The organism is Pseudomonas sp. COW5 (assembly GCF_026240005.1).
Lineage (GTDB): Bacteria > Pseudomonadota > Gammaproteobacteria > Pseudomonadales > Pseudomonadaceae > Aquipseudomonas > Aquipseudomonas kribbensis.
Genome location: NZ_JAPHVP010000001.1, coordinates 1,200,821 through 1,225,746 on the forward strand (window position 1 = coordinate 1,200,821; position 24,926 = coordinate 1,225,746).

Genomic DNA, 24,926 nt, shown 5'->3' on the forward strand with positions numbered 1-24,926 from the left:
TTGTCCAATAAAACTAAAAGTCCATAATGGACAAATTAGTTTAGAAACAGTCTCCGGAGTCCGACATGTCCAGTACGCCGTACGTGATTGATCAAACCCAGGCCCGTGAGCTTCTGGCCCGGATCGATGTGCCGCAGATCCTGCGCAAGCTGTTCCGCGATCTGGCGGCCGGGCATGCGGTGCAACCGGCGCAGCAACTGGTGGAATTTCCCCAGGGCGCCGGAGACTTCATCAACTATCTGGGCGTACTGGCCGAAGACGGCGTGTACGGGGTCAAGACTTCGCCCTACATCGTTCGCGAGCAAGGCCCGTTGGTGACGGCGTGGACGCTGCTGATGTCGATGCAGACCGGCCAGCCGCTACTGCTCTGCGATGCCGGCGAGTTGACCACCGCCCGCACTGCGGCAACCACAGCTGTTGCGGTCGATGCCCTGGCCCCTTCGAACGCAAAACGCCTGGCAATTATCGGCAGCGGCAAGGTCGCCCAGGCACACCTGCATTACGCCAGGAATCTGCGCGACTGGCAGAGCATCAACGTGTACTCGCCCTCCTTGAGCGAAGACGGGGCAACCGCCAGCCTGCTGCAAGCCCTTGATCCGCGCGTGCAAATCACCGACAGCCGCGAAACCGCCATTGCCGACGCCGACGTGATCATGCTCTGCACCTCGTCCGCCGGCCCCGTGATCGACCCGGCAACCCTGAGCAAACCGGCGCTGATCACCTCGATCAGCACCAATGCACCGCGCGCCCACGAAGTACCGCCGCAGAGCCTCAACGACATGCAAGTGTTCTGCGACTATCGTCTGACCACGCCGGGTTCGGCCGGCGAGATGCTGATCGCCAGCGAGCAGCATGGCTGGGACAACCACGCGATCATCGGTGACCTCGCGGACCTGCTCAGCGAAAAAGTGCAGCGTCCGGATTACAACCGTCACGTGTTCTTCCGCTCCATCGGCCTGGGCCTGGAAGACATCGCCCTGGCCAACGCCGTCTATCAATTGCAGCGCTGACACCGGAGATTTTCATGAGTCATGCAGATTTCATCATCATCGGCGGCGGAATTGCCGGCGCGTCCACCGGTTTCTGGCTGTCGCAGCACGGCAAGGTCGTGGTGCTGGAACGTGAATCGCACCCGGCCTATCACTCCACCGGACGTTCGGCCGCGCTGTTCACCGCCGCTTATGGCACCCCGCAGGTTCGGGCGCTGACCCAGGCCAGCCGGGCGTTTTTCGATCACCCGCCCAGTGGCTTCTGCGAACATCCGCTGCTGACCCCGCGTGGCGAGATGACCGTGGATTTCACCGGTGACGCCGCCGAACTGAACAATCAATACCTCAGCGCCAAAGCCACGGTGCCCGAGATGCAACTGCTCAGCGCCGAGGAAGCCTGCGCGCGATTGCCGATTCTGCGTCGGGAAAAAGTCCACGGCGCGATCTACGACCCGACCGCCAGCGACATCGACACCGATGCGCTGCACCAAGGCTATCTGCGCGGCATTCGCCGCAACAACGGGCAAGTCCTGACCGATTGCGAAGTGCTCGGGCTGAACCGTGATGCCGACGGCATCTGGCAAGTGCAGACCAACGGCCAGACGTTCAGCGCGCCCATCGTGATCAACGCGGCAGGAGCCTGGGCCGACAAGATCGGAGCCCTCGCCGGTGCGCGGCCGCTGGGCCTGCAACCGAAACGCCGCGCCGCGTTCATCTTCGCCGGCCCCGAAGGCGTGGACATTCATCACTGGCCGATGCTGGTCAGTCTCGACGAATCCTTCTACATGAAGCCCGACGCCGGGATGTTCCTCGGCTCACCGGCCAATGCCGACCCGGTCGAACCGCACGATGTGCAGCCCGAAGAACTGGACATCGCCATGGGCATCTATCAGATCGAAGAAGCGACGACCCTGACCATCCGCCGCCCGACCCGCACCTGGGCCGGCCTGCGCAGTTTCGTCGCCGATGGCGACTTGCTGTCCGGGTTCGATCCGCAGGTGCCGGGGCTGTTCTGGGTTGCGGCCCAGGGCGGCTACGGCATCCAGACCTCGCCGGCCATGGGCATGGCCAGCGCAGCGCTGGTGCGCGGTGAGTCGCTGCCCGAACACCTCAAGCAGTTCGGCCTGAACGCCGCCATGCTTTCCCCTGCCCGCCTGTCCTGACCGCCCACCCGGATGACTCGCCCAACGGATTGCGGCACACTCGCAACGCCCCCGGACCACGGGGGCGTTGACGTTGCCTGGAGCTCCACAGCTATGACCGCCCCCGAACAAACGCCCGAGCCGAATGACGCCGCGCTGGATAACTACCACGCCATCGCCGATGCCATCGCCACGCTGTTCTTTCCCCACGCCGAAGTGGTGCTGCATGACCTGCGCACGCAGAAGGTCGACTACATCGCCAACAACCTGTCGAAACGGGTGATCGGTGATGAATCGTCGCTGGAAGACATGCTCAGCGACGACGTCAGCGAACGGAACATCGGTCCGTACGAAAAGCTCAACTGGGACGGCCAGAAGATTCGCAGCCTGAGCACCGTGCTGCGCGACAGCGAAGGGCGTCCGCTGGCGGTGCTGTGCATCAACCTGAATATTTCACTGTTCGAGAACGCCAAGGCTGCGCTGGACCTGTTCCTCTCGCCGAGCAAACTGATCCCGCAACCGGACTCGCTGTTTCGCGATGACTGGCAGGAGCGGATCAACACTTTCCTGCACGCCTGGCTGCGCGAACGGCAACTGAGCCTGAACCTGCTGACCCGCGATCACAAACGCGAACTGGTGCTGGCACTGCACGCCGAGGGAGCGTTCAAGGGCAAGAGCGCCTCGAACTATGTGGCCAATGTGCTGAACATGGGGCGGGCGACGGTGTACAAGCATTTGAAGGAATTGAAGGGCTGAGATCTGGCGGCTCTATTGGCTGGTCTGGCCCCATCGCCAGCAGGCTGGCTCCCACATTGGATGTCTGTGAACACAATATATATGTTCGGTACAGACCCCTTGTGGGAGCCAGCCTGCTGGCGATGGCGGACTATCAGTCGCCGTAGATGTCCGACTTGAAGTACTTCTCGGAAATCTTCTGATACTCGCCACTGGCGCGAATGCCGTCGATGGCGGTATTCAGCTGGCTGACCAGTTCGGTGTTGCCCTTGCGCACCGCGATCCCGGCGCCCTCGCCCACGTATTTCGGATCCTTCAGTTCCGGCCCGACAAAGGCGTAACCCTTGCCGCGTGGCATCGACAGGAAGTCGGTCAGCGGAATGGTGTCGGCAAAAATCGCGTCGAGACGACCGGCCGCCAGGTCCATGTAGATTTCTTCGTTGTTGCTATAGCGCTTGACGTTGATGCCTTTGGGCTCGAACACCTCGGTGGCATAACGGTCGGTGGTGGTCGCACGCTGCACGCCGACGGTCTTGCCCTTGAGGCTGGCGTACTGGTCATCGACGGTCGCGCCTTCCTTCATCACCAGCCGCGACGAGGTGAAATAGTACTTGTGGGTGAAGTCCACGGACTTCTTGCGATCCTCGTTGATGGTCATGGACGACAGCGCCATGTCGATTTTCTTCACTTTCAGGGAAGGAATCAGACCGTCGAACTCGCCCTCGACCCACACGCACTTGACTTGCATCTGCGCGCACAGGGCATTGCCGATGTCGTAGTCGAAACCGACGATTTCACCCTGGTCAGTCTTTGAGGCGAAGGGCGGATACGCCGCTTCGATACCGATGCGCAGGGTTTTCTCGGCGGCAAACACGCTGCTGCACGCCAACAGGCTCAGCGCCAGACCGGTGATGAGGGGGAGTTTCTTCATGTTCGTTCTCTCGCGGGTTGTTGTTGGTTTGGCAAGACAGAAGAAAGAGCTGAAACGGGAAACGCTTTATTTGTACTTGTAAATCCATACTGGACTTTTACGTACAAACCGTCAATTGGACAAACGCCATCGGCGTCAGCCGATGGTCGGGAGTCGAGGGGAGATTGATTGGGGAGAGGCGTTACTGCTTCCAGCGATCCGCCGCCGCATGATCGCTGTCACGACCTTCGACCCAGCGCGGGCCGTCGCTGGTGTTTTCTTTCTTCCAGAACGGTGCACGGGTTTTCAGGTAATCCATGACAAAGGCGCAGGCGTCGAATGCCGCCTGACGATGGGCGCTGGCGGCTCCGACAAACACGATCGGCTCGCCCGGCTCCAGCGCGCCGATGCGGTGCAGCACTTCCAGCTTCAACAGCGGCCAGCGCTGTTCGGCCTCGACGGCGATCTTGCCCAGAGCCTTTTCGGTCATGCCCGGATAGTGCTCGAGGAACATCCCGGCAACATCGAGCCCATCGTTGAAGTCGCGCACGTAACCGACAAAACTCACCACCGCGCCGACGCCGACATTGGCCGCGTGCATCGCGTTGACTTCAGCGCCGGGATCGAACGCGGTGGACTGCACACGAATCGCCATGTCTCAGCCTCCGGTCACGGTGGGGAAAAACGCCACTTCGTCGCCATCGACCACCGGCTCGTCGAGCTGGCACAGGTCTTCGTTGCGCGCGCACATCAGGTTCTGTTCGCTCAGCACCTCGGCGCCGTCACGCTTGGCGAGCAATGCACGTACGTCTTCCACCGTGGCGAAATCGCCCTCGACCTTCACCGAATCCACGCCCATCGCCTCGCGGTAACGGGCAAAAAACTTCACGGTCAGGTTCATGGCTGCTCCGCCTGGAAATGCCCGCTCTTGCCGCCGACCTTCTCCAGCAGACGTACACTTTCGATGGTCATGCCGCGATCCACGGCCTTGCACATGTCATAGATCGTCAGCGCGGCGACGCTGGCGGCGGTCAGCGCTTCCATCTCGACGCCGGTCTGCCCGGACAGTTTGCAACGGGCCACGATGCGCACGGCGTCGTCGCCTTCAGCGCTGAGTTCGACCTTGACGCCGGTGAGCATCAGCGGATGGCACAGGGGAATCAGGTCACTGGTTTTCTTCGCCGCCTGAATGCCGGCGATGCGCGCCACGGCGAACACGTCGCCCTTGGGATGGCCGCCGCTGACGATCATCTGCAGGGTGTCGGGCAGCATGCGCACCAGCGCTTGGGCCGTCGCCTCGCGGAACGTCACGGCTTTTTCGGTGACGTCGACCATGTTGGCGCGACCTTGGGAATCGAGATGAGTCAGCACGGGGTTACTCCTGATCAGGAGCGCCGATTGTAAACCCGAGGGTCAGAATTGCGCACACAAAAAACCGGGCGACTTTGCAGTCGCCCGGTTCCATTTGGCGGGTTACAGATGGGATTCGGCGTATTCGGCCAGAATCGAGCGAGGCACCCCTTGCAGGGTGATGTGCACACCGTTGGGGAAATCCTTGAAACGTTCGGTCAGGTAGGTCAGCCCGGAACTGGTCGCGGACAGGTAAGGGGTATCGATCTGTGCCAGGTTGCCCAGGCACACCACTTTGGAACCGGCGCCGGCCCGGGTGATGATGGTTTTCATCTGGTGCGGCGTGAGGTTCTGGCATTCGTCGATCAGGATCAGGCTCTGCTGGAAGCTGCGACCGCGAATGTAGTTGAGCGATTTGAACTGCAACGGCACTTTGCTGAGGATGTAGTCGACGCTGCCATGGGTGTTTTCGTCATCCATGTGCAAGGCTTCGAGGTTGTCGGTAATGGCGCCGAGCCAAGGCTCCATTTTTTCCGCCTCGGTGCCGGGCAGGAAGCCGATTTCCTGATCCAGGCCCTGCACGCTGCGGGTGGCAATGATGCGGCGATAGCGCTTGCTGACCATGGTCTGCTCGATCGCAGCGGCCAGCGCCAGGATGGTCTTGCCGGAACCGGCGGCGCCGGACAGGTTGACCAGGTGAATGTCCGGGTCGAGCAAAGCGTACAGCGCCAGGCTCTGATAGATATCACGTGGCTTGAGGCCCCAGGCTTCCTGATGCAACAGTGGTTCCTGGTGCAGATCGAGGATCAGCAGACGGTCCTCTTCAATCTCCTTGATCCAGCCGACGAAGCCCTGCTCATCGATGATGAACTCGTTGATGTGCACGGCCGGCAGGTTGTCGATCAGTTGCACCTGGTGCCAGGTGCGGCCATGGTCCTGACGGGTTTCGACCTTGCTCACGCGGTCCCAGAAGGAGCCGGTCATGTTGTGGTAGCCGTTGGGCAGCAGGGACACGTCATCGACCAACTGGTCGGTGCTGTAGTCCTCGGCGTCGATCCCGCAGGCCCGGGCCTTGAGGCGCATGTTGATGTCTTTGGTGACCAGCACCACAGGTTTCTTCGGATCGCGGGTGTGCAGATCGATCAACTGGTTGATGATTTTGTTGTCGTTCAGGTGCTCGGGCAGAATCAGGTTCGACTCTGCCTGTTTGCTCATCAGAATTGACAGCAACCCTTTAGGCCCGCCCTTTCCGCGCTGGATCGGCACCCCTTGCTCGACGTCTTCGGGCGAGGCATCGCCCAACGTCTTGTCGATCAGCCGGATCGCCTGGCGGCATTCGGCGGCCACGCTGTGATGCCCGCTCTTGAGCTTGTCCAGCTCTTCAAGCACGGTCATCGGGATCGCAACGTGGTGTTCTTCGAAATTCAGCAGGGCGTTTGGATCGTGAATCAGTACGTTGGTATCGAGTACATAAAGGATTGGCTGGTTGGAGGAAGGGCTACGTCCGTGATCATCCATACTCGGTCACCTTTGTGGGAGCCATTCGACGCAATACCTGGGCGGTGCTGCGCCTCGAAGTGACTGCCGAATCCACCTGCGAAGCTTTTGTTCGGAATAGCAGGTGAATTGCACACAAAATGGGTCTTGGAAGACGCCACCTGTGTTGCAGGTTTCGGCGGTCTGACTTCGTAATACTCCAAAACCCGTGACAGAAAAAAGCACTTTGACGCTTTTTTGAAGTTTATTTTGCAAAGTGACGAAAAGCCCTTGGCGGACCGCCGCGCCCCCGTTAGAGTCGGAAGTCCGCCTGCATCGAATCCTGCAAAAAAATTACCCCAAGCCCAATGTTTCCGGGCTCTTGCCGTTTGTCAGCGAAAAGCGTCCTGACAGTCTTCCCAGCCGATGCCGCTTTGCGCGGTCTGCGTGATCAGCCACGGCAACGCGGTCTTCACCGCATCCTGTTTCATGTTGAAATTGATCACTCCGTGTCGCCACAACAGCATCAGGGTCAGCACCCGCTGTGCGCTCGGATTACCCTTGAGTTTGCCGGCGCCGTCCTGGGCATCGATGTCCCACAGCGCCACTTGCAGGCCCTGATTGCGCAAAAAACTGCCGGCATCACTGCGGCGCTGCCCCTCCGGTGGACGGAACAGCGGCACGTAGTTTTCCGGCAGCTTGCTCTTCACCAGATCGCTGCTGCGGCGCACCGAGTCCTGCCAGTCCTGCCAGTGGCTGTGGGAGCGGAATTCCCAGCCCTGCACGCCCACGCAGAGTTTCGAGAATTCCGCCTGCAGGTTGTTCACCGAGCGATCCGCCAGCCGCGCCTGCACATCCTTGCCCAGCAAAAAGAAGGTGCCGCTCAGACTGGATTTGCGCAGGTAGTCGGCGATCCAGTCGGTGTTGTCCGGCTGCAGGTTGGCGGCGCTGTCGAAACTCAACAGGAACAAGCGGTCATGCATGTCGTCGCCGTTGCGCTCGTAGTCACCGAAATGATCGACTTCACTGATGGTCTGCGGCGACAGCGCCGCCTTGCGCAGCAGTTCATCCAGATACTGCTGATGGAAGATCCGGCTCGGTTCGGCCCACTTGGTGTAATAGCTTTCCTCGCTGACCACGAACTTGGCCGCCTGCTCGCGCAGGGTCGGCAGGTCTTCGACGAGGAAGCAGAAGGAAGCGTCCTGATCGCAGCTCTGCTGGGCGTAGTTGTAGCTGGTCAGCAAGCGCTGCCACAGACGCTCGCGCAGGCTGTTGATCGCCTCCAGATTGACCGTGCGCAGCCCCAGACGCTGGGCCAGCGCGGCCTCATCCAGTGCTTCACTGCCCAGCAGGCCCCGGGCGAACATCAAGACTTCCGCCCGGGAAGCGACGTCGAACAGGGTCGGGTTGTCGAGCTTCTCCGGCCAGGTGCTGCGATCGAGCGTGGCAATATCGCCCGGCGCCGCAACGGCTCCGAAGCTCAACAGCCACACGGTGAATAAAAGAACAATGCGCAAAGGGGTGTCTCCATAACAAAACCCGCGCGGCACTATAGCCGATCCGGCTGGCGAACCGCCGATCACCTATGGACCTGATAGCTGGAGTCATCCGTCCCAACCCCCTAGAATCGCCCCCACGATTAAAGGAGACGACTTCATGCTGATGGTGATTTCCCCCGCCAAGACCCTCGATTACGAAACACCGCCGGCGATCCAGCGCTTCACCCAGCCGCAATACCTCGACCATTCCCAGGAGCTGATCCAGCAGTTGCGCGAACTGACGCCTGCCCAGATCAGCGAACTGATGCACGTTTCCGACAAGATCGGCGGTCTCAATGCTGCACGCTTTGGAAGCTGGACACCGGCGTTCACCCCGGCCAACGCCAAGCAGGCACTGCTGGCCTTCAAGGGTGACGTCTACACCGGGCTCGACGCCCAGAGCTTCAGCGAAGCCGATTTCGATTACGCGCAACAGCACCTGCGCATGCTCTCCGGCCTTTACGGCCTGCTGCGCCCGCTCGACCTGATGCAGCCGTATCGCCTGGAAATGGGCACCAAACTGGCCAACGCCCGGGGCAAGGACTTGTACGCGTTCTGGGGCACGCGCATCAGTGAATGGCTAAACGAAGCGCTGGCCGATCAGGGCGATGGCGTGCTGCTGAACCTGGCCTCCAACGAGTACTTCTCGGCGGTCAAGCGCACGGCCCTGAACGCGCGGATCATCAACACCGAGTTCAAGGACCTGAAGAACGGCCAGTACAAGATCATCAGCTTCTACGCCAAAAAGGCTCGAGGCCTGATGAGCCGCTTCGTGATCCAGGAACGCATCAACGATCCGGCGGCCCTCAAACAGTTCGATGTGCAGGGCTATCGCTTTAGCGCCGAGCAATCAAAACCGGACAATCTGGTGTTTCTGCGCGATCACGCACCCGAATAAAGCATGCCCATTGCACGACTCTTTATATAAAGAGTCGTGCACCTCGCACGACGTCAAAAAAACCTCTCGTCTTTTCGCCGATTTCCTGGCGCCATAAAAACATCACCCCCATTTCTATCTTTTCTTTCACTCGACAGTTGTCATTTTTTTCAGTAGTGGCACCCAAATTTTTTCCGGGTAGTGGCACAAAACCATCTAACGCGATTATCTGCCTATTAATAAAGGGCGAAATGGAAAGTGCTATCAATATGAGAGCAGTGCCATCTTTCTCAATATTTCAAAAAATTTCAGATTTCGCGATGAGCGGACAGGAACTATGTCCAAATGCATAGCTCATACCACCGGTAACGATTCTCGCCGAATATGTACGAGATAACTTACGCAGAGATCAAAACCATGTAACCAAGTTGTCACAGCAACTTGCCTGAATGGATAACAACTCTGGACAACTAGCGAAGGACAGGAGATACGCACCATCAATATCCCCTACAAGGCCAAGGCCGCGCCCCTATAAACGTGCTCGCCTGAGCACCCAACCGCCCGATCTACAGGCCTGCGCCTGACATCGGGCGCGCAATACGAGATTGCACAAGAGTCCTCTTGCCAGAGGATCCGCTGCATAACAGGGCATGTCACAACAATAAGGCCTGGTTGCGCACATCTTGAGTGCACTTATTTAGACACTCGAAACTTAGTATGCCTGCACACGGCATTGTGACGCCTGCAAGTCACACTTTCGAGTGCACTAAGACCGCTGAACACCATTAACTCCGGCCCTCTAACGGCCTGATATATACAGAGGTAATTGCGATGCGCATCAGCATATTTGGTTTGGGTTACGTCGGTGCAGTCTGTGCCGGTTGCCTGTCTGCACGGGGCCATGACGTGGTTGGCGTCGATGTTGCCAAAGACAAGATCGACATGATCAACGCTGGCAAATCCCCCATTGTCGAACCGGGCCTGGGCGAGTTGCTGGCGCAAGGGATCGAGACCGGTCGTCTGCGCGGTACGACCAACTTCGCCGAAGCGATTCGCGACACCGACCTGTCGATGATCTGCGTCGGCACGCCGAGCAAGAAGAACGGCGACCTGGAACTGAACTACATCGAAGCGGTGTGCCGCGAGATCGGTTTTGTCCTGCGTGAAAAATCCACCCGCCACACCATCGTGGTGCGCAGCACCGTACTGCCGGGCACCGTGGCCAACGTGGTGATCCCGATTCTCGAAGACTGCTCCGGCAAGAAAGCCGGCGTCGATTTCGGCGTGGCGGTCAACCCTGAGTTCCTGCGTGAGTCCACCGCGATCGCCGACTACGACCTGCCACCGATGACCGTCATCGGCGAGTTCGACAAGGCCTCGGGCGACGTTCTGCAATCGCTGTACGAAGAACTCGACGCACCGATCATCCGCAAGGACATCGCCGTCGCAGAGATGATCAAGTACACCTGCAACGTCTGGCACGCGACCAAAGTGACCTTCGCCAACGAGATCGGCAACATCGCCAAAGCGGTGGGCGTCGATGGCCGTGAAGTGATGGACGTGGTCTGCCAGGACAAGACCCTCAACCTGTCCCAGTACTACATGCGTCCGGGCTTCGCCTTCGGCGGCTCGTGCCTGCCAAAGGACGTACGCGCCCTGACCTACCGCGCCGGCTCCCTGGACGTGGAAGCGCCGCTGCTCAACTCGCTGATGCGCAGCAACGAATCGCAAGTGCAGAACGCCTTCGACATCGTTGAGAGCCACGACAAGCGCAAAGTCGCCCTCCTCGGCCTGAGCTTCAAGGCCGGCACCGACGACCTGCGCGAAAGCCCGCTGGTGGAACTGGCCGAGATGCTGATCGGCAAGGGTTACGACCTGAGCATCTACGACAGCAACGTCCAGTACGCCCGTGTCCACGGCGCGAACAAGGATTACATCGAGTCGAAAATCCCCCACGTGTCGTCCCTGCTCAATGCGGACTTCGACTCGGTGATCGACAACTCCGACGTGATCATCCTCGGCAACCGCGACGAGAAGTTCCGCTCCCTGGCTCAACAGGCACCGCACGGCAAACAGGTCATCGACCTGGTCGGTTTCATGGCCAAGGCCACCGATGCCGGCACCCGCACCGAAGGGATCTGCTGGTAACGCAGCAGCAAGCCTCGAGCTTCAAGCCGCCCGCCGTGAATCGGCGGGCGGCCTGAAGCCCCCATCACCTTCGGATGACGGTCATGTCCAAGCTCAAACATTTTTTTCTGCAATCCGCCGGCTGGCTTTTGTTTCTGAGCCTGCTGATGGGCCTGGCCCTGATGCTGCCCGAGTCCACGTTCGACTCCGAGTCGAAGGACTTCATTTTCCTGATTGGCGCCGTGGGTATCTGGCGCTACTCGATGGGTGCCACGCACTTTGTGCGCGGCATGATTTTTCTCTACATCGTCTACCCGCACCTGCGCCGCAAGGTTCGCAAGCTGGGCAAGGCGGCAGACCCGTCCCATGTGTTTCTGATGGTCACCAGTTTCCGCATCGACGCGTTGACCACCGCGCAGGTCTACAGCTCGGTGATCCGCGAAGCCATTGACTGCGAACTGCCGACCACCGTGGTCTGCTCCATCGTCGAAATGTCCGATGAACTGCTGGTCAAGGCACTGTGGGCGCGGATGAATCCGCCGGACCGGGTCAAGCTCGACTTCGTGCGCATTCCCGGCACTGGCAAACGCGATGGCCTGGCCTACGGCTTCCGTGCGATCTCCCGCCACCTGCCGGATGACCGCGCCGTGGTGGCCGTGATCGACGGCGACACCGTGCTCGCCGAAGGCGTGGTGCGCAAGACCGTGCCGTGGTTCCAGATGTTCGGCAATGTCGGCGGCCTGACCACCAACGAATTCTGCGAAGTGCGCGGCGGCTACATCATGAGCGAGTGGCACAAGCTGCGTTTCGCCCAGCGCCACATCAACATGTGTTCGATGGCCCTGTCCAAGCGCGTGCTGACCATGACCGGCCGGATGTCGGTGTTTCGTGCCTCCGTAGTGACCAACCCGGACTTCATCGCCGACGTCGAAAGCGACTCGCTGCAACACTGGCGTCTTGGCCGCTTCAAGTTCCTGACCGGCGACGACAAGTCGAGCTGGTTCAGCCTGATGCGCCTGGGCTACGACACCTTCTACGTGCCGGACGCCGCGATCAACACCGTTGAGCACCCGCCGGAAAAAAGCTTCATCAAGGCCAGCCGCAAACTGATGTTCCGCTGGTACGGCAACAACCTGCGGCAGAACTCGCGAGCCCTGGGCCTGGGTGTGAAACGCCTCGGCGCCTTCACCTCGGTGGTGCTGTTCGACCAGCGCGTATCGATGTGGACCTCGCTGCTGGGCCTGACCGTGGCGATCATCGCCAGCTTCAAGTACGGCGGCGCGTTCATCCTCGCGTACCTGCTGTGGATCGGCATCACCCGCCTGATTCTGACGCTGCTGCTGTCGTGCTCCGGTCACCGCATCGGCCCGGCCTACCCGGTGATTCTCTATTACAACCAGATCGTCGGTGCGCTGGTGAAGATCTACGTGTTCTTCCGCCTCGACCAGCAATCCTGGACTCGCCAGCCCACTTCCCTGACCCGTGATCTCGCCAGCTTTCAACGTTGGTTCAACACCTGGTCGTCTCGGACCATGACCTTCTCCGCCGGCAGCATTTTCGTCGCCGTGCTGCTGATGATGGTCTGACCTGCCCCTCTTGAATTAACAAGGAAATCGCCCCCATGAATACCGCCGTCAACGTCAACGTAGTGCATGAATCCGAAGCCCAGCGCCAGCACGCCCGGGTGAAAATCCCGGCCAAGCTGCGGTTCTTCGGCCCTGACCGCACACCGGTCGAAGCGCGGGTCATCGACCTGTCCGCCGGTGGTCTGGCATTCAACGCCGGGCAACTGCCGCTGACCGTCGGCCAGGTGTACAAGGCGCGCCTGCAATTCGTCATCGACAACCTCGGCATCGCCATGGACGTTGAACTGCAAGTGCGCTCCTACGACCGCCAGACCGGCCGCGCCGGTTGCCAGTTCCAGAACCTTGAACCGCAGGACATTTCCACCCTGCGCCACCTGATCACTTCGCATCTGGCCGGCGACATCGTCAGCATTGGCGAAGTGCTGGCGACCCTGCAGCGCGACAACTTCACCAAGGCACGCAAAACCAAGGACAGCGGCCACGGCATGACCCCGTTCGGGCGTCTGAAAGCGGTGACCTTCAGCGCCGGTATCTTCGCGATCGGCCTCGTGGCGGCGGGTTTCGTTTTCAAATCGGTGTACAGCATGTACTTCGTCAGCCACGCCCAGGCCGGTCTGGTCAGCGTGCCGGGCATGAACATCACCATGCCCCGCGACGGCACCGTGCAGAGCCTGGTGAAGTCCGACGGCGTTGCCGCCAAGGGCGCACCGCTGGCAACGTTCAGCACCAGCATGCTCGACGTGCTCAAGGGCCATCTGGATGAAGATCAGCTGCAACCGGCCAAGGTTGAAGAACTGTTCGGCAAGCAGATGACCGGCACCCTGACTTCGCCGTGCGATTGCACCGTCGCCCAGCAACTGGTGGCTGACGGTCAGTACGCGAGCAAGGGCGACGTGATTTTCACCCTGGTACCACGCAACACCCAGGCCACCGTCGATGCACGCTTCTCCTATCGCCAGTTCGGCGACGTGCGTCCGGGTACTCCGGTGAGCTTCCAGATCGCCGGCGAAGACAAGACCCGCACCGGCAAGATCATCAGCAGCACCAGCCTGAAGAGCGCCGACCTGTCCTCCGACATCCGCGTGCAGATCCAGCCGGACGAGCCGCTGGACAGCACCTTCGCCGGCCGCCCGGTGGAAGTTAACAGCGACCGTGGCCCGAACCTGAACTGGCTGATCGACAAAGCCATGGCTGCCGGTCTTTAAGTCGAGGACATGCCTGTGACCATTCCACCTACTCTGAAAACTCCGCAAACCCTGTGGGAGCGAGCCTGCTCGCGATGGGATCTACGCGGTTTGTCTGATGTACCGAGTTGCCCGCATCGCCAGCAGGCTGGCTCCCACATGGGATTGGTGGTGTGCTCTTTGGCGCTGGCAGTGAGTCTGGCCGGTTGCGCCGGCCTGCCCGACCAGCGTCTGGCCAACGAAGCGCTGAAGCGCGGCGACACTGCGACCGCCGCGCAGAACTACCGTGCGCTGGCCGACCTGGGTTACAGCGAAGCTCAGGTGGGTCTGGCCGACATCCAGGTCGACAGCCGCGACCCTGCGCAGATCAAACAGGCCGAGGCGACCTATCGCGCAGCGGCCGATGTGTCGCCGCGTGCCCAGGCCCGACTCGGTCGCTTGCTGGTAGCCAAGCCCGGCTCCACCGAAGCCGAGCATCACGAAGCCGAAACCCTGCTGAAGAAGGCCGCTGCCAACGGCGAAGGCAATACGTTGATCCCGCTGGCGATGCTCTACCTGCAATACCCGCACAGCTTCCCGAACATCAACGCCCAGCAACAGATCGACCAGTGGCGCAAATCCGGTTACCCGGAAGCCGGCCTGGCGCAGGTGCTGCTGTATCGCACCCAGGGCACCTACGACCAGCATCTGGATGACGTGGAAAAGATCTGCAAGGCCGCGCTGCACACCACCGACATCTGCTACGTCGAACTGGCCACGGTCTATCAGAAACGTGCCCAGCCAGACCGGCAAGCCGAGCTGATCAAGCAAATGCAGGCCGGTTACAGCCGTGGCAGCGTCACGGCCCAGCGCGTGGACTCCGTTGCCCGTGTGCTCGCCGATTCGACCCTCGGCAAGACCGACGAAAAAACCGCGCAGTCGTTGCTTGAGCCCATCGCACCGGGCTACCCGGCCTCGTGGGTGACGCTGGCGCAACTGCTCTACGACTTCCCGGAACTGGGCGACGTCGACCAGATGATGAAGTACCTGGACAACGGCCGCGCCGCCGACCAGCCCCGCGCCGAATTGTTGCTGGGCAAGCTCTATTACGAAGGCAAACTGGTGCCGGCCGACGCGAAAGTCGCCGAGGAACATTTCCAGAAAGCCGTCGGACGCGAAGTCGCCGCCGATTACTACCTCGGCCAGATCTACCGCCGTGGCTACCTGGGCAAGGTCTATCCGCAGAAGGCCCTCGACCATCTGCTGACCGCTGCGCGCAACGGCCAGAACAGCGCCGACTTCGCCATCGCCCAACTGTTTTCCCAAGGCAAGGGCACCCAGCCTGACCCACTCAATGCCTACGTGTTCAGCCAATTGGCCAAGGCCCAGAACACGCCGCAAGCCGATGAACTGGCGACCACCCTCGCGGCGCAATTGCCCCCCGAGCGCCTGGCCGAAGCCCAGCGCCTGTTGCAACAGGAACAGGCCAGCCGTGGCGCCCTGAATCAGAACACGCTGCAACTGCACGCCCTGCAAGAAGAAGACGGCGAGGAAAAATTATGAAGTTGAATCCATTCGTGAAGGCCGGCATTGGCCTTACGTTCGCGCTGATCTGGTCTTGCCCGACACTGGCCGCGATCACTGAAACCAAGAACTTCGGCCTCGAAGTAAAAATCACCGGCCAGTCCGAAGACGACCGTGATCTCGGCACCGCACCCGGTGGCGACGTCAACGGCGTCGGCCTGGATCTGCGCCCATGGATCTACGGCGAAAGCGGCGCGTGGAGTGCCTACGCCATGGGCCAGGCCGTGACCTCGACCGACATCATCGAGACCGACACCCTGCAACAGTCCGACGGCGCCGAAACCACCGACAGCGGTGATCGCAAGACCAAGAAGAACTACCTGGCGATGCGTGAATTCTGGGTCGGCTACAGCGGTCTGACACCCTACCCCGGCGAGATCCTCAAGTTCGGTCGCCAGCGCCTGCGCAACGACGACGGCCAGTGGCGCGACACCAACATCGAAGCGCTGAACTGGACCTTCGACACCACTCTGTTGCGCGCCAACGCCGGTGTCGCCGAACGCTTCAGCGAATACCGCACCGACCTGAAAGAGCTGGCGCCGAAAGACAAGGATCGCCTGCACGCCTACGCCGATGCGGCGTATCAGTGGACACCGGGCAACTGGGTCGGCATTCGCGGCCATCACACCCACGATAACGGCAAACTCGATTACGCCGAGCCGGGCGTGCCCCGCGACACCCTCGACAAAACCCAGAACGGCGACATCAGCTGGCTCGGCCTGACCGCCGACAGCGACGCCTACAACTGGCGCAACACCAACACCGTCAACTACTGGGGCAGCATCACCGGCATGAGCGGCGACCGCGATACGGTCAACCCGCTGAACGCCGACGGTACCCGCCCGGCGCAAGCCAAGCGCAGCGAAGACATCAACGGCTGGGCCACCGACATCGGCGTGCGCCTGCGCCTCGATCCCCAATGGCAGGTCGGTGCAGCCTATGCCCGCGCCAGCGCCGACTACCAACAGAACGGTCTTGAGAGCAACCGCTCGAACTACACCGGTACTCGCTCGCGGGTACACCGCTTCGGTGAAGCGTTCCGTGGCGAAATGAACAACATGCAGACCTCCACTTTGTTCGGTTCCTGGATGCTCAACGACCAGTACGACGCCAGCCTGATCTACCACAAGTTCTGGCGCGTGGACGGCAACAAACCGGTGGGCAGCAACGGCATCAACGCTGTGGAAAACAACACCGACGACGTGACCGGCGCAATCCTCTCCAGCACCTCGCTGCCACTGCAGGACGGCAACAAGGATCTGGGCCAGGAAATGGATCTGGTGGTCACCAAGTACTTCAAGCAAGGCCTGCTGCCGGCGGCGTTGAGCCAGTCGATCGACGAGCCTTCGGCGCTGGTGCGTTTCCGTGGCGGCGTGTTCAAGCCGGGTGACGCCTATGGCAGCCAGGTCGATTCGTACATGCACCGCGCGTTCATCGACGTGATCTGGCGCTTCTGATGCAAACCGCGAAGGGAGTGCCCGACATGAACAACCCAAGGAAAGGCTCGCTCAGCCTGTTGGCCGGCGCAATGCTGCTGGCCTCGACTGGCGCCTTCGCCACGGTCGAACCGGCGGCCCCTCAACCAGGCAAGCCGGTCACCATCGCCAAGGAGCTGCAACAGGCCAAGACCTACACCGTCAGCAGCGCGCCAACCGAGGCGCTGGAACTGGCCAAGCCGAAACTGCCCGACCTCTCCGGCTTCACCGCCGAGGCCGCTGCCGCGAAGATCGTGCGCAGCAAACCGGGCAAGATCAGCGTGCGCCGGATGATGCAGGAAGACGCCCTGAAGGACTTCATCGGCGGCGACAACAAGATGGCCGAATGGGTAGTGCGTCAGCACGGCATCCCGCAGGCGATCTTCGTCGACGACGGCTACATGAACCTCAAGGAACTGGCGCAGAAACTGCCCAAGCAGTACTTCAGCGAAACCTCGCCGGGCGTGTACCTGGCCAAATTGCCAATCGTGGTCGGTCGCAAAGGCATCCTCGAAATCGACGGCCAGACCCAGGAATTGCGCCTGTCCCAGGAGGCCGGTTCGTTCCTGGTCAATGACGGCCAGTTGTTCGTGCGTGACACCAAAGTCACCGGCTGGCGCGAGAAGGACAACGGTCCGGCAACGTTCCGTTCGCCGAAGGAATTCCGCCCGTTCCTGCTGGCCTGGGGCGGCACCGAGACCTACATCGTCAACAGCAAGATGGCCAGTTTCGGCTACGCCAACAGTAAGTCCTACGGCGTGAGTATTTCCCAGTACACGCCGAACATGGCCAAGGTGCTCAAGCGTCCCGAACCGACCGGCTGGATCGTCGGCTCCGAGTTCTCGGACATGTGGTACGGCTTCTACTGCTACGAGACCCGCGACTTCGTGGTCAAGGGCAACACCTACAAGGACAACATCGTCTACGGCATCGACCCCCACGACCGTTCCCACGGTCTGATCATTGCCGAGAACACCGTCCACGGGACGAAGAAGAAGCACGGGATCATCATTTCCCGTGAGGTGAACGACAGCTTCATCTTCAACAACAAAAGCTACGACAACCACCTCTCGGGGCTGGTGATCGACCGTAACAGCGTGAACAACATCGTCGCCTACAACGAGATCTACAAGAACCACACCGACGGCATCACGCTTTACGAGTCAGCCGACAATTTGCTGTGGGGCAACAAGGTCATCAGCAACAAGCGCCACGGCATCCGCATTCGTAACAGCGTGAACATCCGCCTCTACGAAAACATCGCCATGGCCAACGGCCTGACCGGCGTCTACGGCCACATCAAGGACCTGACCGACACCGACCGCGACATCAAGCTCGACCCGTTCGACGCCCAGGTTTCGCTGATCGTGGTCGGGGGCGAACTGGCAGCCAACGGCAGCGGCCCGATGGCCATCGACTCGCCGCTGAGCGTCGAGCTGTACCGCGTGTCGATGCTGGCGCCGACCAAATCCAGTGGCATCAGCTTCAACGGCGTCCTGGGTGACCGTCAGGATGAAATTCTCGACCTGCTGGTGCGCCAGCAGAAAGCCGTGCTGATCGACCCTGTCGAACGCCAGACCGAATTGCAGGACTGAGGATAATTTTATGCACCCACACCTGATCAAATTACTCAGCCTGTCGGCCCTGACCGTGGGCATTCTGGCGGCCAGCAACGGCGCCCGCGCGGATGAAGTCCAGGCACCGAAATTCACGGCCGAACCGTGCTGCAGCCTGTGCCCGGCAGCGCATGATGCGAAGAACTACACCACCCGTTACCAGCAGAACTTCACCACCCTGGTGCAGGCGCAGGGCGACTGGCTGTTCCGGACCCAGGAAGACCTGCGCACCGAGTTCAACACCACCCCGGCCGGCTACAAACGCCTGCAACAGTTGCACGATGCGTTCAAGGCCAAAGGCGTCGAACTGGTGATCGTCTACCAGCCGACCCGTGGCCTGGTGAACCGCAACAAGCTCAACCCGGCGGAAAAAGCCGCGTTCGATTACGAGAAGGCGCTGGGCAACTACAAGACCATGCTCGGCCGTTTCGCGCAGATGGGTTACGTGGTGCCGGACCTGTCGCCGCTGACCAACGAATCGCTGCCCGACACCCTGCCCGCCCACGATTTCTACTTCCGTGGCGACCAGCACTGGACGCCGTACGGTGCGCAGCGCACGGCGAAAATCGTCGCCGAGAAGGTCAAGCAGATCCCGGCCTTCGCCGACATTCCCAAGCGTGAATTCGAGACCAAACGTTCCGGGCGCATGGGCAAGACCGGCACCCTGCACAACATGGCCGGGCAGCTGTGCGGCACCAGTTACGCGATCCAGTACATGGACCAGTTCACCACCGAGCCGAAAGGTGAGGCCGGTGACGGCGACCTGTTCGGCGATTCCGGTAATCCGCAGATCACCCTGGTCGGTACTTCCCACAGCGGCAAGAACTACAACTTCGCCGGCTTCCTCGAAGAAGCCATCGGCGCAGACATTCTCAACGTCGCCTTCCCCGGCGGCGGTCTGGAAGGTTCGATGTTGCAGTACCTGGGCAGCGACGAATTCCAGAAGACGCCGCCGAAAATCCTCATCTGGGAGTTCTCGCCGCTGTATCGCCTCGACCAGGAAACCATCTATCGCCAGATGATGTCCCTGCTCGACAACGGCTGCGAAGGCAAAGACACGCAAATGTCCGCCAGCACCACGCTCAAGCCCGGCGGCAAACAGGAACTGCTGGTCAACAGCAAGAACCTGAACCTGCAGAACAGCGGCCATCAGGTCGACATCCGTTTCGCCGACCCCTCGGTGAAAAAACTGCAAGCCACCCTCTGGTACATGAACGGTCGCCACGAGGACATCAAGATCGAAAAACCGGAAACCTCCGACACCGACGGTCGTTTCGCCTTTGAGTTGCGCACGGACGAAGACTGGGCCTCGCAGAACCTGCTGGCGGTCGAAGTCCAGGGCCCGGATGCGGGCACCGCGCCACAGAAAGTCGAAGCGAAAATCTGCAAACGCAACGTATTCCCGGGTGCTGGGCAACAAACCGCTCAGGTCGGGCAATGAGGTCTGCCATGCGAAACCGAACGATCAAACACCTGCTTGCGCCTTCCCTGCTGACCCTGGCGATGTTCGCCGGGGCCACTCAGGCCGCCGCGCCACTGCGTCCGCCTCAGGGCTACTTCGCCGCCGTGGATAAATTCAAGACCGGCGACAAGAGCGAAGGCTGTGATGCGATGCCGGCGCCCTACACCGGGCCGCTGCAATTTCGCAGCAAATACGAAGGCTCGGACAAGGCCCGCGCCACGCTGAACGTGCAGTCGGAAAAAGCCTTTCGCGACACCACCAAAGACATCACCACGCTGGAGCGCGGCACCGCCAAGCGGGTGATGCAGTTCATGCGCGACGGTCGCCCGGAACAGCTCGATTGCACGCTGAACTGGCTGGCTACTTGGGCTCGGGCGGATGCATTGATGTCCAAGGACTTCAACCACACCGGCAAGTCGATGCGCAAATGGGCGCTAGGCAGCATGGCCTCTTCGTACATTCGCCTGAAGTTCTCCGACTCCCATCCGCTGGCCCAGCACCAGCAGGAAGCCCAACTGATCGAAGCCTGGTTCAGCAAGATGGCCGATCAGGTGGTCAGCGACTGGGACAACCTGCCGCTGGAAAAAACCAACAACCACTCGTACTGGGCCGCCTGGTCGGTGATGGCGACGTCCATCGCTACCAACCGCCGCGACCTGTTCGATTGGGCGGTCAAGGAATACAAGGTCGGCGTCAATCAGATCGACGCCGACGGCTACCTGCCCAACGAACTCAAGCGCCAGCAACGCGCCCTCGCCTATCACAACTACGCCCTGCCGCCGCTGGCGATGATTGCCAGTTTCGCTCAGGTCAACGGTGTGGATCTGCGTCAGGAAAACAACGGCGCGCTGAAACGCCTGGGCGACCGGGTGCTGGCCGGGGTGAAAGATCCCGAGGACTTCGAGAAGAAGAACGGCAAGGAACAGGACATGACCGATTTGAAAGAGGACATGAAGTTCGCCTGGCTTGAACCGTTCTGCAGCCTCTACACCTGTTCGCCGGATGTGCTGGAGAAGAAGCACGGGATGCAGCCGTTCAAGACGTTTCGACTGGGTGGCGACCTGACCAAGGTCTATGACCCTTCACACGAAAAGGGCAACAAGGGGTCATGAGAAGCGAAAGGCAAAAGCCCCCTCACCCTAGCCCTCTCCCGGAGGGAGAGGGGACTGACCGAGGTGCTTTTGAGAGTTACGCCGACCTGAGCTACCGAGTTGTTCTCAGGTTTTGAAAGCGACTGAGACAAGGCGCCATTGGCTGCACAGAAGTACCAAGTCGATCTCCATTTTTGAAAGCCATGGAGATCAGGCTCCCTCTCCCTCCGGGAGAGGGCGGGGGGTGAGGGCTGCGGTCGCAAGGCCACCCACAACCTTCGAAGAAACATCGTTTCACCCCTCCAACACCACGGGGGGTTTGGGGGGGCTTTGGCCCTTGACTGTTGGTTCAAACATGGAGAGATCGGGATGGTATTTTCATCCAACGTGTTCCTGTTTCTGTTCTTGCCGATCTTTCTCGGCTTGTACTACCTGAGCGGGCAACGCTATCGCAATCTGCTGCTGCTGATCGCCAGCTACGTGTTCTATGCGTGGTGGCGAGTGGACTTCCTGGCGCTGTTCGCCGGCGTCACCCTGTGGAACTACTGGATCGGCCTGAAAGTCGGCGCCGCCGGCGTGCGCACCAGACCGGCCCAGCGCTGGCTGCTGCTCGGCGTGGCGGTGGACCTGTGCATCCTCGGCTACTTCAAGTACGCCAACTTCGGCGTCGACAGCATCAACGCGATGATGACGTCGGTCGGTCTCGAACCGTTCATCCTGACCCACGTGCTGCTGCCGATCGGTATCTCGTTCTACATCTTCGAGTCGATCAGCTACATCATCGACGTCTACCGCGGCGACACCCCGGCCACCCGCAACCTGATCGACTTCGCGGCGTTCGTGGCGATCTTCCCGCACCTGATCGCCGGCCCGGTCCTGCGTTTCCGTGACCTGGCCGACCAGTTCAACAACCGCACCCACACCCTCGACAAGTTCTCCGAGGGCTGCACCCGGTTCATGCAGGGTTTCATCAAGAAAGTGTTCATCGCCGACACCCTGGCCGTGGTCGCCGACCATTGTTTCGCCCTGCAAAACCCGACCACGGGCGATGCCTGGCTCGGCGCGCTGGCCTACACCGCGCAGCTGTATTTCGACTTCTCCGGTTACAGCGACATGGCCATCGGCCTGGGCCTGATGATGGGTTTCCGCTTCATGGAAAACTTCAAGCAGCCGTACATCAGCCAGTCGATCACCGAGTTCTGGCGCCGCTGGCACATCAGCCTGTCGACCTGGCTGCGCGACTACCTCTACATCACCCTCGGCGGCAACCGCAAAGGCACGCTGATGACCTATCGCAACCTGTTCCTGACCATGCTCCTCGGTGGTCTGTGGCACGGTGCGAACATCACCTACATCGTCTGGGGTGCGTGGCACGGCATGTGGCTGGCGATCGAAAAAATGCTCGGTCTCAACACCTCGCCGCGCAGCCTCAACCCGATCCGCTGGGCGCTGACTTTCCTGCTGGTGGTCATGGGCTGGGTGATCTTCCGCGCCGAGAACCTGCACGTCGCCGGGCGCATGTACGGCGCGATGTTCAGCTTCGGCGACTGGTCGCTGTCGGAACTCAATCAGGCCAGCCTCACCGGTCTGCAAGTGGCGACTCTGGTTGTGGCTTACGTGACGCTGGCGTTCTTCGGCCTGCGTGATCTGTACACCAGCAAGCCTCCGGTCAAGACCAAACCTGTGGTCAACGTCGAGTCCGATGGCCCTGCCGCAGCAACCCCGGGCCTGATCAAGGCTGCCCCCGGCGAAAACCCGGCGAGCATCCACGAACCCGGCTACACCGTCGGCGTCGACGCCCAGGTGCAACCGGCGTACTGGACGGCGGACTGGTCGCGCTACGTGATGCGCGGGCTGATCCTGCTGCTGTTCATCGCCTCGATTCTCAAACTCTCGGCGCAAAGCTTCTCGCCGTTCCTTTACTTCCAGTTCTGAGGGATCTGACATGACCCGCTCATTACGCATCTTCTACATCGCGCTGTTTCTGGTGACCCTGCTGGTGCTCGGTCTGTGGTCGGTGCGCAGCTTCTTCGGCTTCAGCACCAACGCCGACGCGACAGTGCTCAACGGCCGCTGGACCAAAGCCGTGGAAACCCACTACGACGATGAATTCCCGATCAAGCGTCTGGGTACCAATCTCTGGGCCGCGCTGGATTTCAAACTGTTCAATGAAGGTCGTCCGGGCGTGGTGCTCGGTCGCGATCAGTGGTTGTACAGCGATGAGGAATTCAACCCGATCGTCAACGAAGAGCTGAACCTGCAAGGCAACTACGCGCTGGTCGAAGGCGTGCGCCAGACCCTGAAAGAGAAAGGCGTGAAACTGGTGATGGCGATCGTGCCGGCCAAGGTTCGCCTGTACCCGGAACACCTGGGTGAAGTGAAACCGGCGAGCATCCACGCCAACCTTTATCAGGACTTCCACGCCCGTGTCGCGGCCGACAAGATTCTCGCCCCCGACCTGCTCGGCCCGCTGCAAAAGGCCAAGCAGAACGGTCAGCAAGTGTTCCTGCGCACCGACACCCACTGGACCCCGGAAGGCGCGGAAATCGCCGCCAACACCCTGGCGAAAACCATCGCCGACAAGTTCCCGCTCAGCGGCGAGCCGCAGCGTTTCGTCACCACGCCCGCCGAGAAGGTCACGCACAAGGGCGACCTGCGTCTGTTCCTGCCGTTGGATCCGCTGTTCGAAAACCTGATGCCGGCGCAAGAGCCGCTGCAAAAGCGCAACACCGTGGCCGCCGCCGAGCAGCCTGCCGGTGACGACGCGCTGTTCGCCAACAGCGAAGTGCCGGTCGCGCTGATCGGTACCAGCTACAGCGCCAATCCCAACTGGAACTTCGTCGGTGCGCTCAAGCAAGCGCTGCACAGCGACGTCGTCAACTACGCAGAAGACGGCCACGGTCCGATCCTGCCGATGCTCAGCTACCTGAAAAGCGATGACTTCAAGAACAGCCCGCCACAGGTGCTGATCTGGGAGTTTCCTGAACGATATCTGCCTGTGAACAACGAAATCGGCGACGCCGACCCGCAGTGGGTCGCAGAGCTTAAACAAGCCGGCGCGCGCCAACAAAACGTAGCGGTAAACACTAAATCCGAGACGCCCGATCGGGCGCAAAACTGAAAGAGAGGTACACCATGACTTTCACTACAACTCCTCGTCGTCTCGCCAAACGCATTGCTCTGGTCGCTGGCCTCAGCATGCTGTCGGTCCAGGCCTTTGCCGGTGGCGACGCCGCGCTGTACGGCCCGACCGCACCGAAAGGCTCGACCTTCGTGCGGGTCTACAACGCCAGCAACGCCGAAGTCAGCGCCACCGTCGGCAGTACCAATCTGAGCGACGTCGCACCGCTGGCCAGCAGCGACTTCAGCTTCATGCCGGGCGGTGACTACAGCGCCAAGGTCGGCAGCCAGACCCTGCCGGTGAAACTCGCCGGTGACCACTACTACACGCTAGTCAACAACGCCTCCGGCGCGCCGCAACTGATCGAAGAACCGCCGTTCAAGAACAAGCAGAAATCCCTGGTGCGCGTGCAGAACCTCAGCGACAAACCGCTGACCCTGAAGACCGCCGACGGCAAGACCGACGTGGTGCCGAACGTGGCCGCCAAGGGCCGTGGCGAGCGTGAAATCAACCCGGTGAAAGTCAGCCTCGCGCTGTACGAGGGCGACAAGAAAGTCGGCGACGTGAAACCGGTTGCGCTGGAGCGCGGTGAGGCAGCCGTGCTGTATGTCACCGGCAACGGCAGCAATCTGTCGCCAGTCTGGGTGAAGCGCCCGGTGTCGACTCGCTAAGCAACTTTTGAAC

General features: G+C 60.8%; 21 protein-coding genes. 15 read left to right on the forward strand and 6 right to left on the reverse strand.

The annotated features are described in order from the left end of the window. Nucleotides 1-65 precede the first annotated feature (65 nt). From OQ248_RS05545 to OQ248_RS05555, 3 genes are all read left to right on the forward strand, one after another. Entirely contained in the window at nucleotides 66-1,010 is a 945-nt protein-coding gene (locus OQ248_RS05545; RefSeq protein WP_265812251.1) for an ornithine cyclodeaminase family protein, read from the forward strand. A 14-nt stretch (nucleotides 1,011-1,024) separates the two neighbouring features. Beyond that, on the forward strand, nucleotides 1,025-2,152 hold the full coding sequence (locus tag OQ248_RS05550; RefSeq protein ID WP_265812252.1) for an FAD-binding oxidoreductase: 1,128 nt from the start codon (nucleotides 1,025-1,027) through the stop codon (nucleotides 2,150-2,152). Between the two features lie 93 nt (nucleotides 2,153-2,245). Next, the gene (locus OQ248_RS05555) at nucleotides 2,246-2,887 is read left to right on the forward strand and encodes a PAS domain-containing protein (RefSeq protein WP_085711690.1); all 642 of its coding nucleotides are present in this window, start codon (nucleotides 2,246-2,248) and stop codon (nucleotides 2,885-2,887) included. 133 nt (nucleotides 2,888-3,020) lie between these two features. On the opposite strand, the gene OQ248_RS05560 is transcribed toward OQ248_RS05555, so the two are convergent. The 6 genes from OQ248_RS05560 to OQ248_RS05585 form a co-directional block, all read right to left on the reverse strand. Beyond that, on the reverse strand, nucleotides 3,021-3,797 hold the full coding sequence (locus tag OQ248_RS05560; RefSeq protein ID WP_265812253.1) for an ABC transporter substrate-binding protein: 777 nt from the start codon (nucleotides 3,795-3,797) through the stop codon (nucleotides 3,021-3,023). Between the two features lie 181 nt (nucleotides 3,798-3,978). Then, on the reverse strand, nucleotides 3,979-4,431 hold the full coding sequence (gene moaE / locus OQ248_RS05565; RefSeq protein ID WP_085711692.1) for a molybdopterin synthase catalytic subunit MoaE: 453 nt from the start codon (nucleotides 4,429-4,431) through the stop codon (nucleotides 3,979-3,981). A gap of 3 nt (nucleotides 4,432-4,434) precedes the next feature. Beyond that, on the reverse strand, nucleotides 4,435-4,677 hold the full coding sequence (gene moaD / locus OQ248_RS05570) for a molybdopterin converting factor subunit 1 (RefSeq protein ID WP_265812254.1): 243 nt from the start codon (nucleotides 4,675-4,677) through the stop codon (nucleotides 4,435-4,437). Then, complete coding sequence (gene moaC / locus OQ248_RS05575; protein WP_007957321.1) at nucleotides 4,674-5,147, reverse strand: cyclic pyranopterin monophosphate synthase MoaC; 474 nt, start codon at nucleotides 5,145-5,147, stop codon at nucleotides 4,674-4,676. The genes moaD and moaC overlap by 4 nt, the downstream gene beginning before the upstream one ends. Before the next feature lie 102 nt (nucleotides 5,148-5,249). Continuing rightward, the gene (locus OQ248_RS05580; protein WP_085711694.1) at nucleotides 5,250-6,644 is read right to left on the reverse strand and encodes a PhoH family protein; all 1,395 of its coding nucleotides are present in this window, start codon (nucleotides 6,642-6,644) and stop codon (nucleotides 5,250-5,252) included. A gap of 350 nt (nucleotides 6,645-6,994) precedes the next feature. After that, nucleotides 6,995-8,119: a polysaccharide deacetylase family protein gene (locus OQ248_RS05585; protein WP_265812255.1), complete on the reverse strand. Its 1,125-nt coding sequence runs from the start codon at nucleotides 8,117-8,119 to the stop codon at nucleotides 6,995-6,997. A gap of 139 nt (nucleotides 8,120-8,258) precedes the next feature. Here OQ248_RS05585 and yaaA point away from each other — a divergent pair, with 139 nt between their 5' ends. The 12 genes from yaaA (at nucleotide 8,259) to OQ248_RS05645 (ending at nucleotide 24,913) form a co-directional block, all read left to right on the forward strand. After that, complete coding sequence (gene yaaA / locus OQ248_RS05590) at nucleotides 8,259-9,038, forward strand: peroxide stress protein YaaA (protein WP_265812256.1); 780 nt, start codon at nucleotides 8,259-8,261, stop codon at nucleotides 9,036-9,038. Nucleotides 9,039-9,848: 810 nt separating this feature from the next. Next, nucleotides 9,849-11,165, forward strand: coding sequence for a UDP-glucose/GDP-mannose dehydrogenase family protein (locus tag OQ248_RS05595; RefSeq protein WP_085711697.1), 1,317 nt, complete (start codon nucleotides 9,849-9,851; stop codon nucleotides 11,163-11,165). A gap of 83 nt (nucleotides 11,166-11,248) precedes the next feature. Next, nucleotides 11,249-12,730: a mannuronan synthase gene (gene alg8 / locus OQ248_RS05600; protein WP_162803455.1), complete on the forward strand. Its 1,482-nt coding sequence runs from the start codon at nucleotides 11,249-11,251 to the stop codon at nucleotides 12,728-12,730. A gap of 35 nt (nucleotides 12,731-12,765) precedes the next feature. Beyond that, entirely contained in the window at nucleotides 12,766-13,935 is a 1,170-nt protein-coding gene (locus OQ248_RS05605; RefSeq protein ID WP_119429974.1) for an alginate biosynthesis protein Alg44, read from the forward strand. Between the two features lie 9 nt (nucleotides 13,936-13,944). Beyond that, entirely contained in the window at nucleotides 13,945-15,456 is a 1,512-nt protein-coding gene (algK, locus tag OQ248_RS05610; RefSeq protein WP_279309473.1) for an alginate biosynthesis TPR repeat lipoprotein AlgK, read from the forward strand. Continuing rightward, nucleotides 15,453-16,934, forward strand: a complete 1,482-nt coding sequence (locus OQ248_RS05615; RefSeq protein ID WP_265812257.1) for an alginate export family protein — start codon at nucleotides 15,453-15,455, stop codon at nucleotides 16,932-16,934. Before algK ends, OQ248_RS05615 begins: the two co-directional genes overlap by 4 nt. 26 nt (nucleotides 16,935-16,960) lie before the next feature. Beyond that, the gene (gene algG, locus OQ248_RS05620; protein WP_265812258.1) at nucleotides 16,961-18,547 is read left to right on the forward strand and encodes a mannuronan 5-epimerase AlgG; all 1,587 of its coding nucleotides are present in this window, start codon (nucleotides 16,961-16,963) and stop codon (nucleotides 18,545-18,547) included. Between the two features lie 10 nt (nucleotides 18,548-18,557). Then, nucleotides 18,558-20,009, forward strand: a complete 1,452-nt coding sequence (locus tag OQ248_RS05625; protein ID WP_248744431.1) for an alginate O-acetyltransferase — start codon at nucleotides 18,558-18,560, stop codon at nucleotides 20,007-20,009. 8 nt (nucleotides 20,010-20,017) lie between these two features. Next, nucleotides 20,018-21,142 carry a mannuronate-specific alginate lyase gene (locus OQ248_RS05630; protein ID WP_265812259.1) on the forward strand — a complete coding sequence of 375 codons (1,125 nt, stop codon included), beginning with the start codon at nucleotides 20,018-20,020 and terminating at the stop codon, nucleotides 21,140-21,142. Nucleotides 21,143-21,490: 348 nt separating this feature from the next. Further along, on the forward strand, nucleotides 21,491-23,056 hold the full coding sequence (locus tag OQ248_RS05635) for an MBOAT family protein (RefSeq protein WP_265812260.1): 1,566 nt from the start codon (nucleotides 21,491-21,493) through the stop codon (nucleotides 23,054-23,056). 10 nt (nucleotides 23,057-23,066) lie between these two features. Next, nucleotides 23,067-24,242, forward strand: a complete 1,176-nt coding sequence (locus tag OQ248_RS05640) for an alginate O-acetyltransferase (RefSeq protein ID WP_265812261.1) — start codon at nucleotides 23,067-23,069, stop codon at nucleotides 24,240-24,242. 14 nt (nucleotides 24,243-24,256) lie between these two features. Further along, a complete protein-coding gene (locus tag OQ248_RS05645; RefSeq protein WP_265812262.1) occupies nucleotides 24,257-24,913 on the forward strand; it encodes an alginate O-acetyltransferase AlgF in 657 nt (218 codons plus the stop codon). Nucleotides 24,914-24,926: the final 13 nt, after the last annotated feature.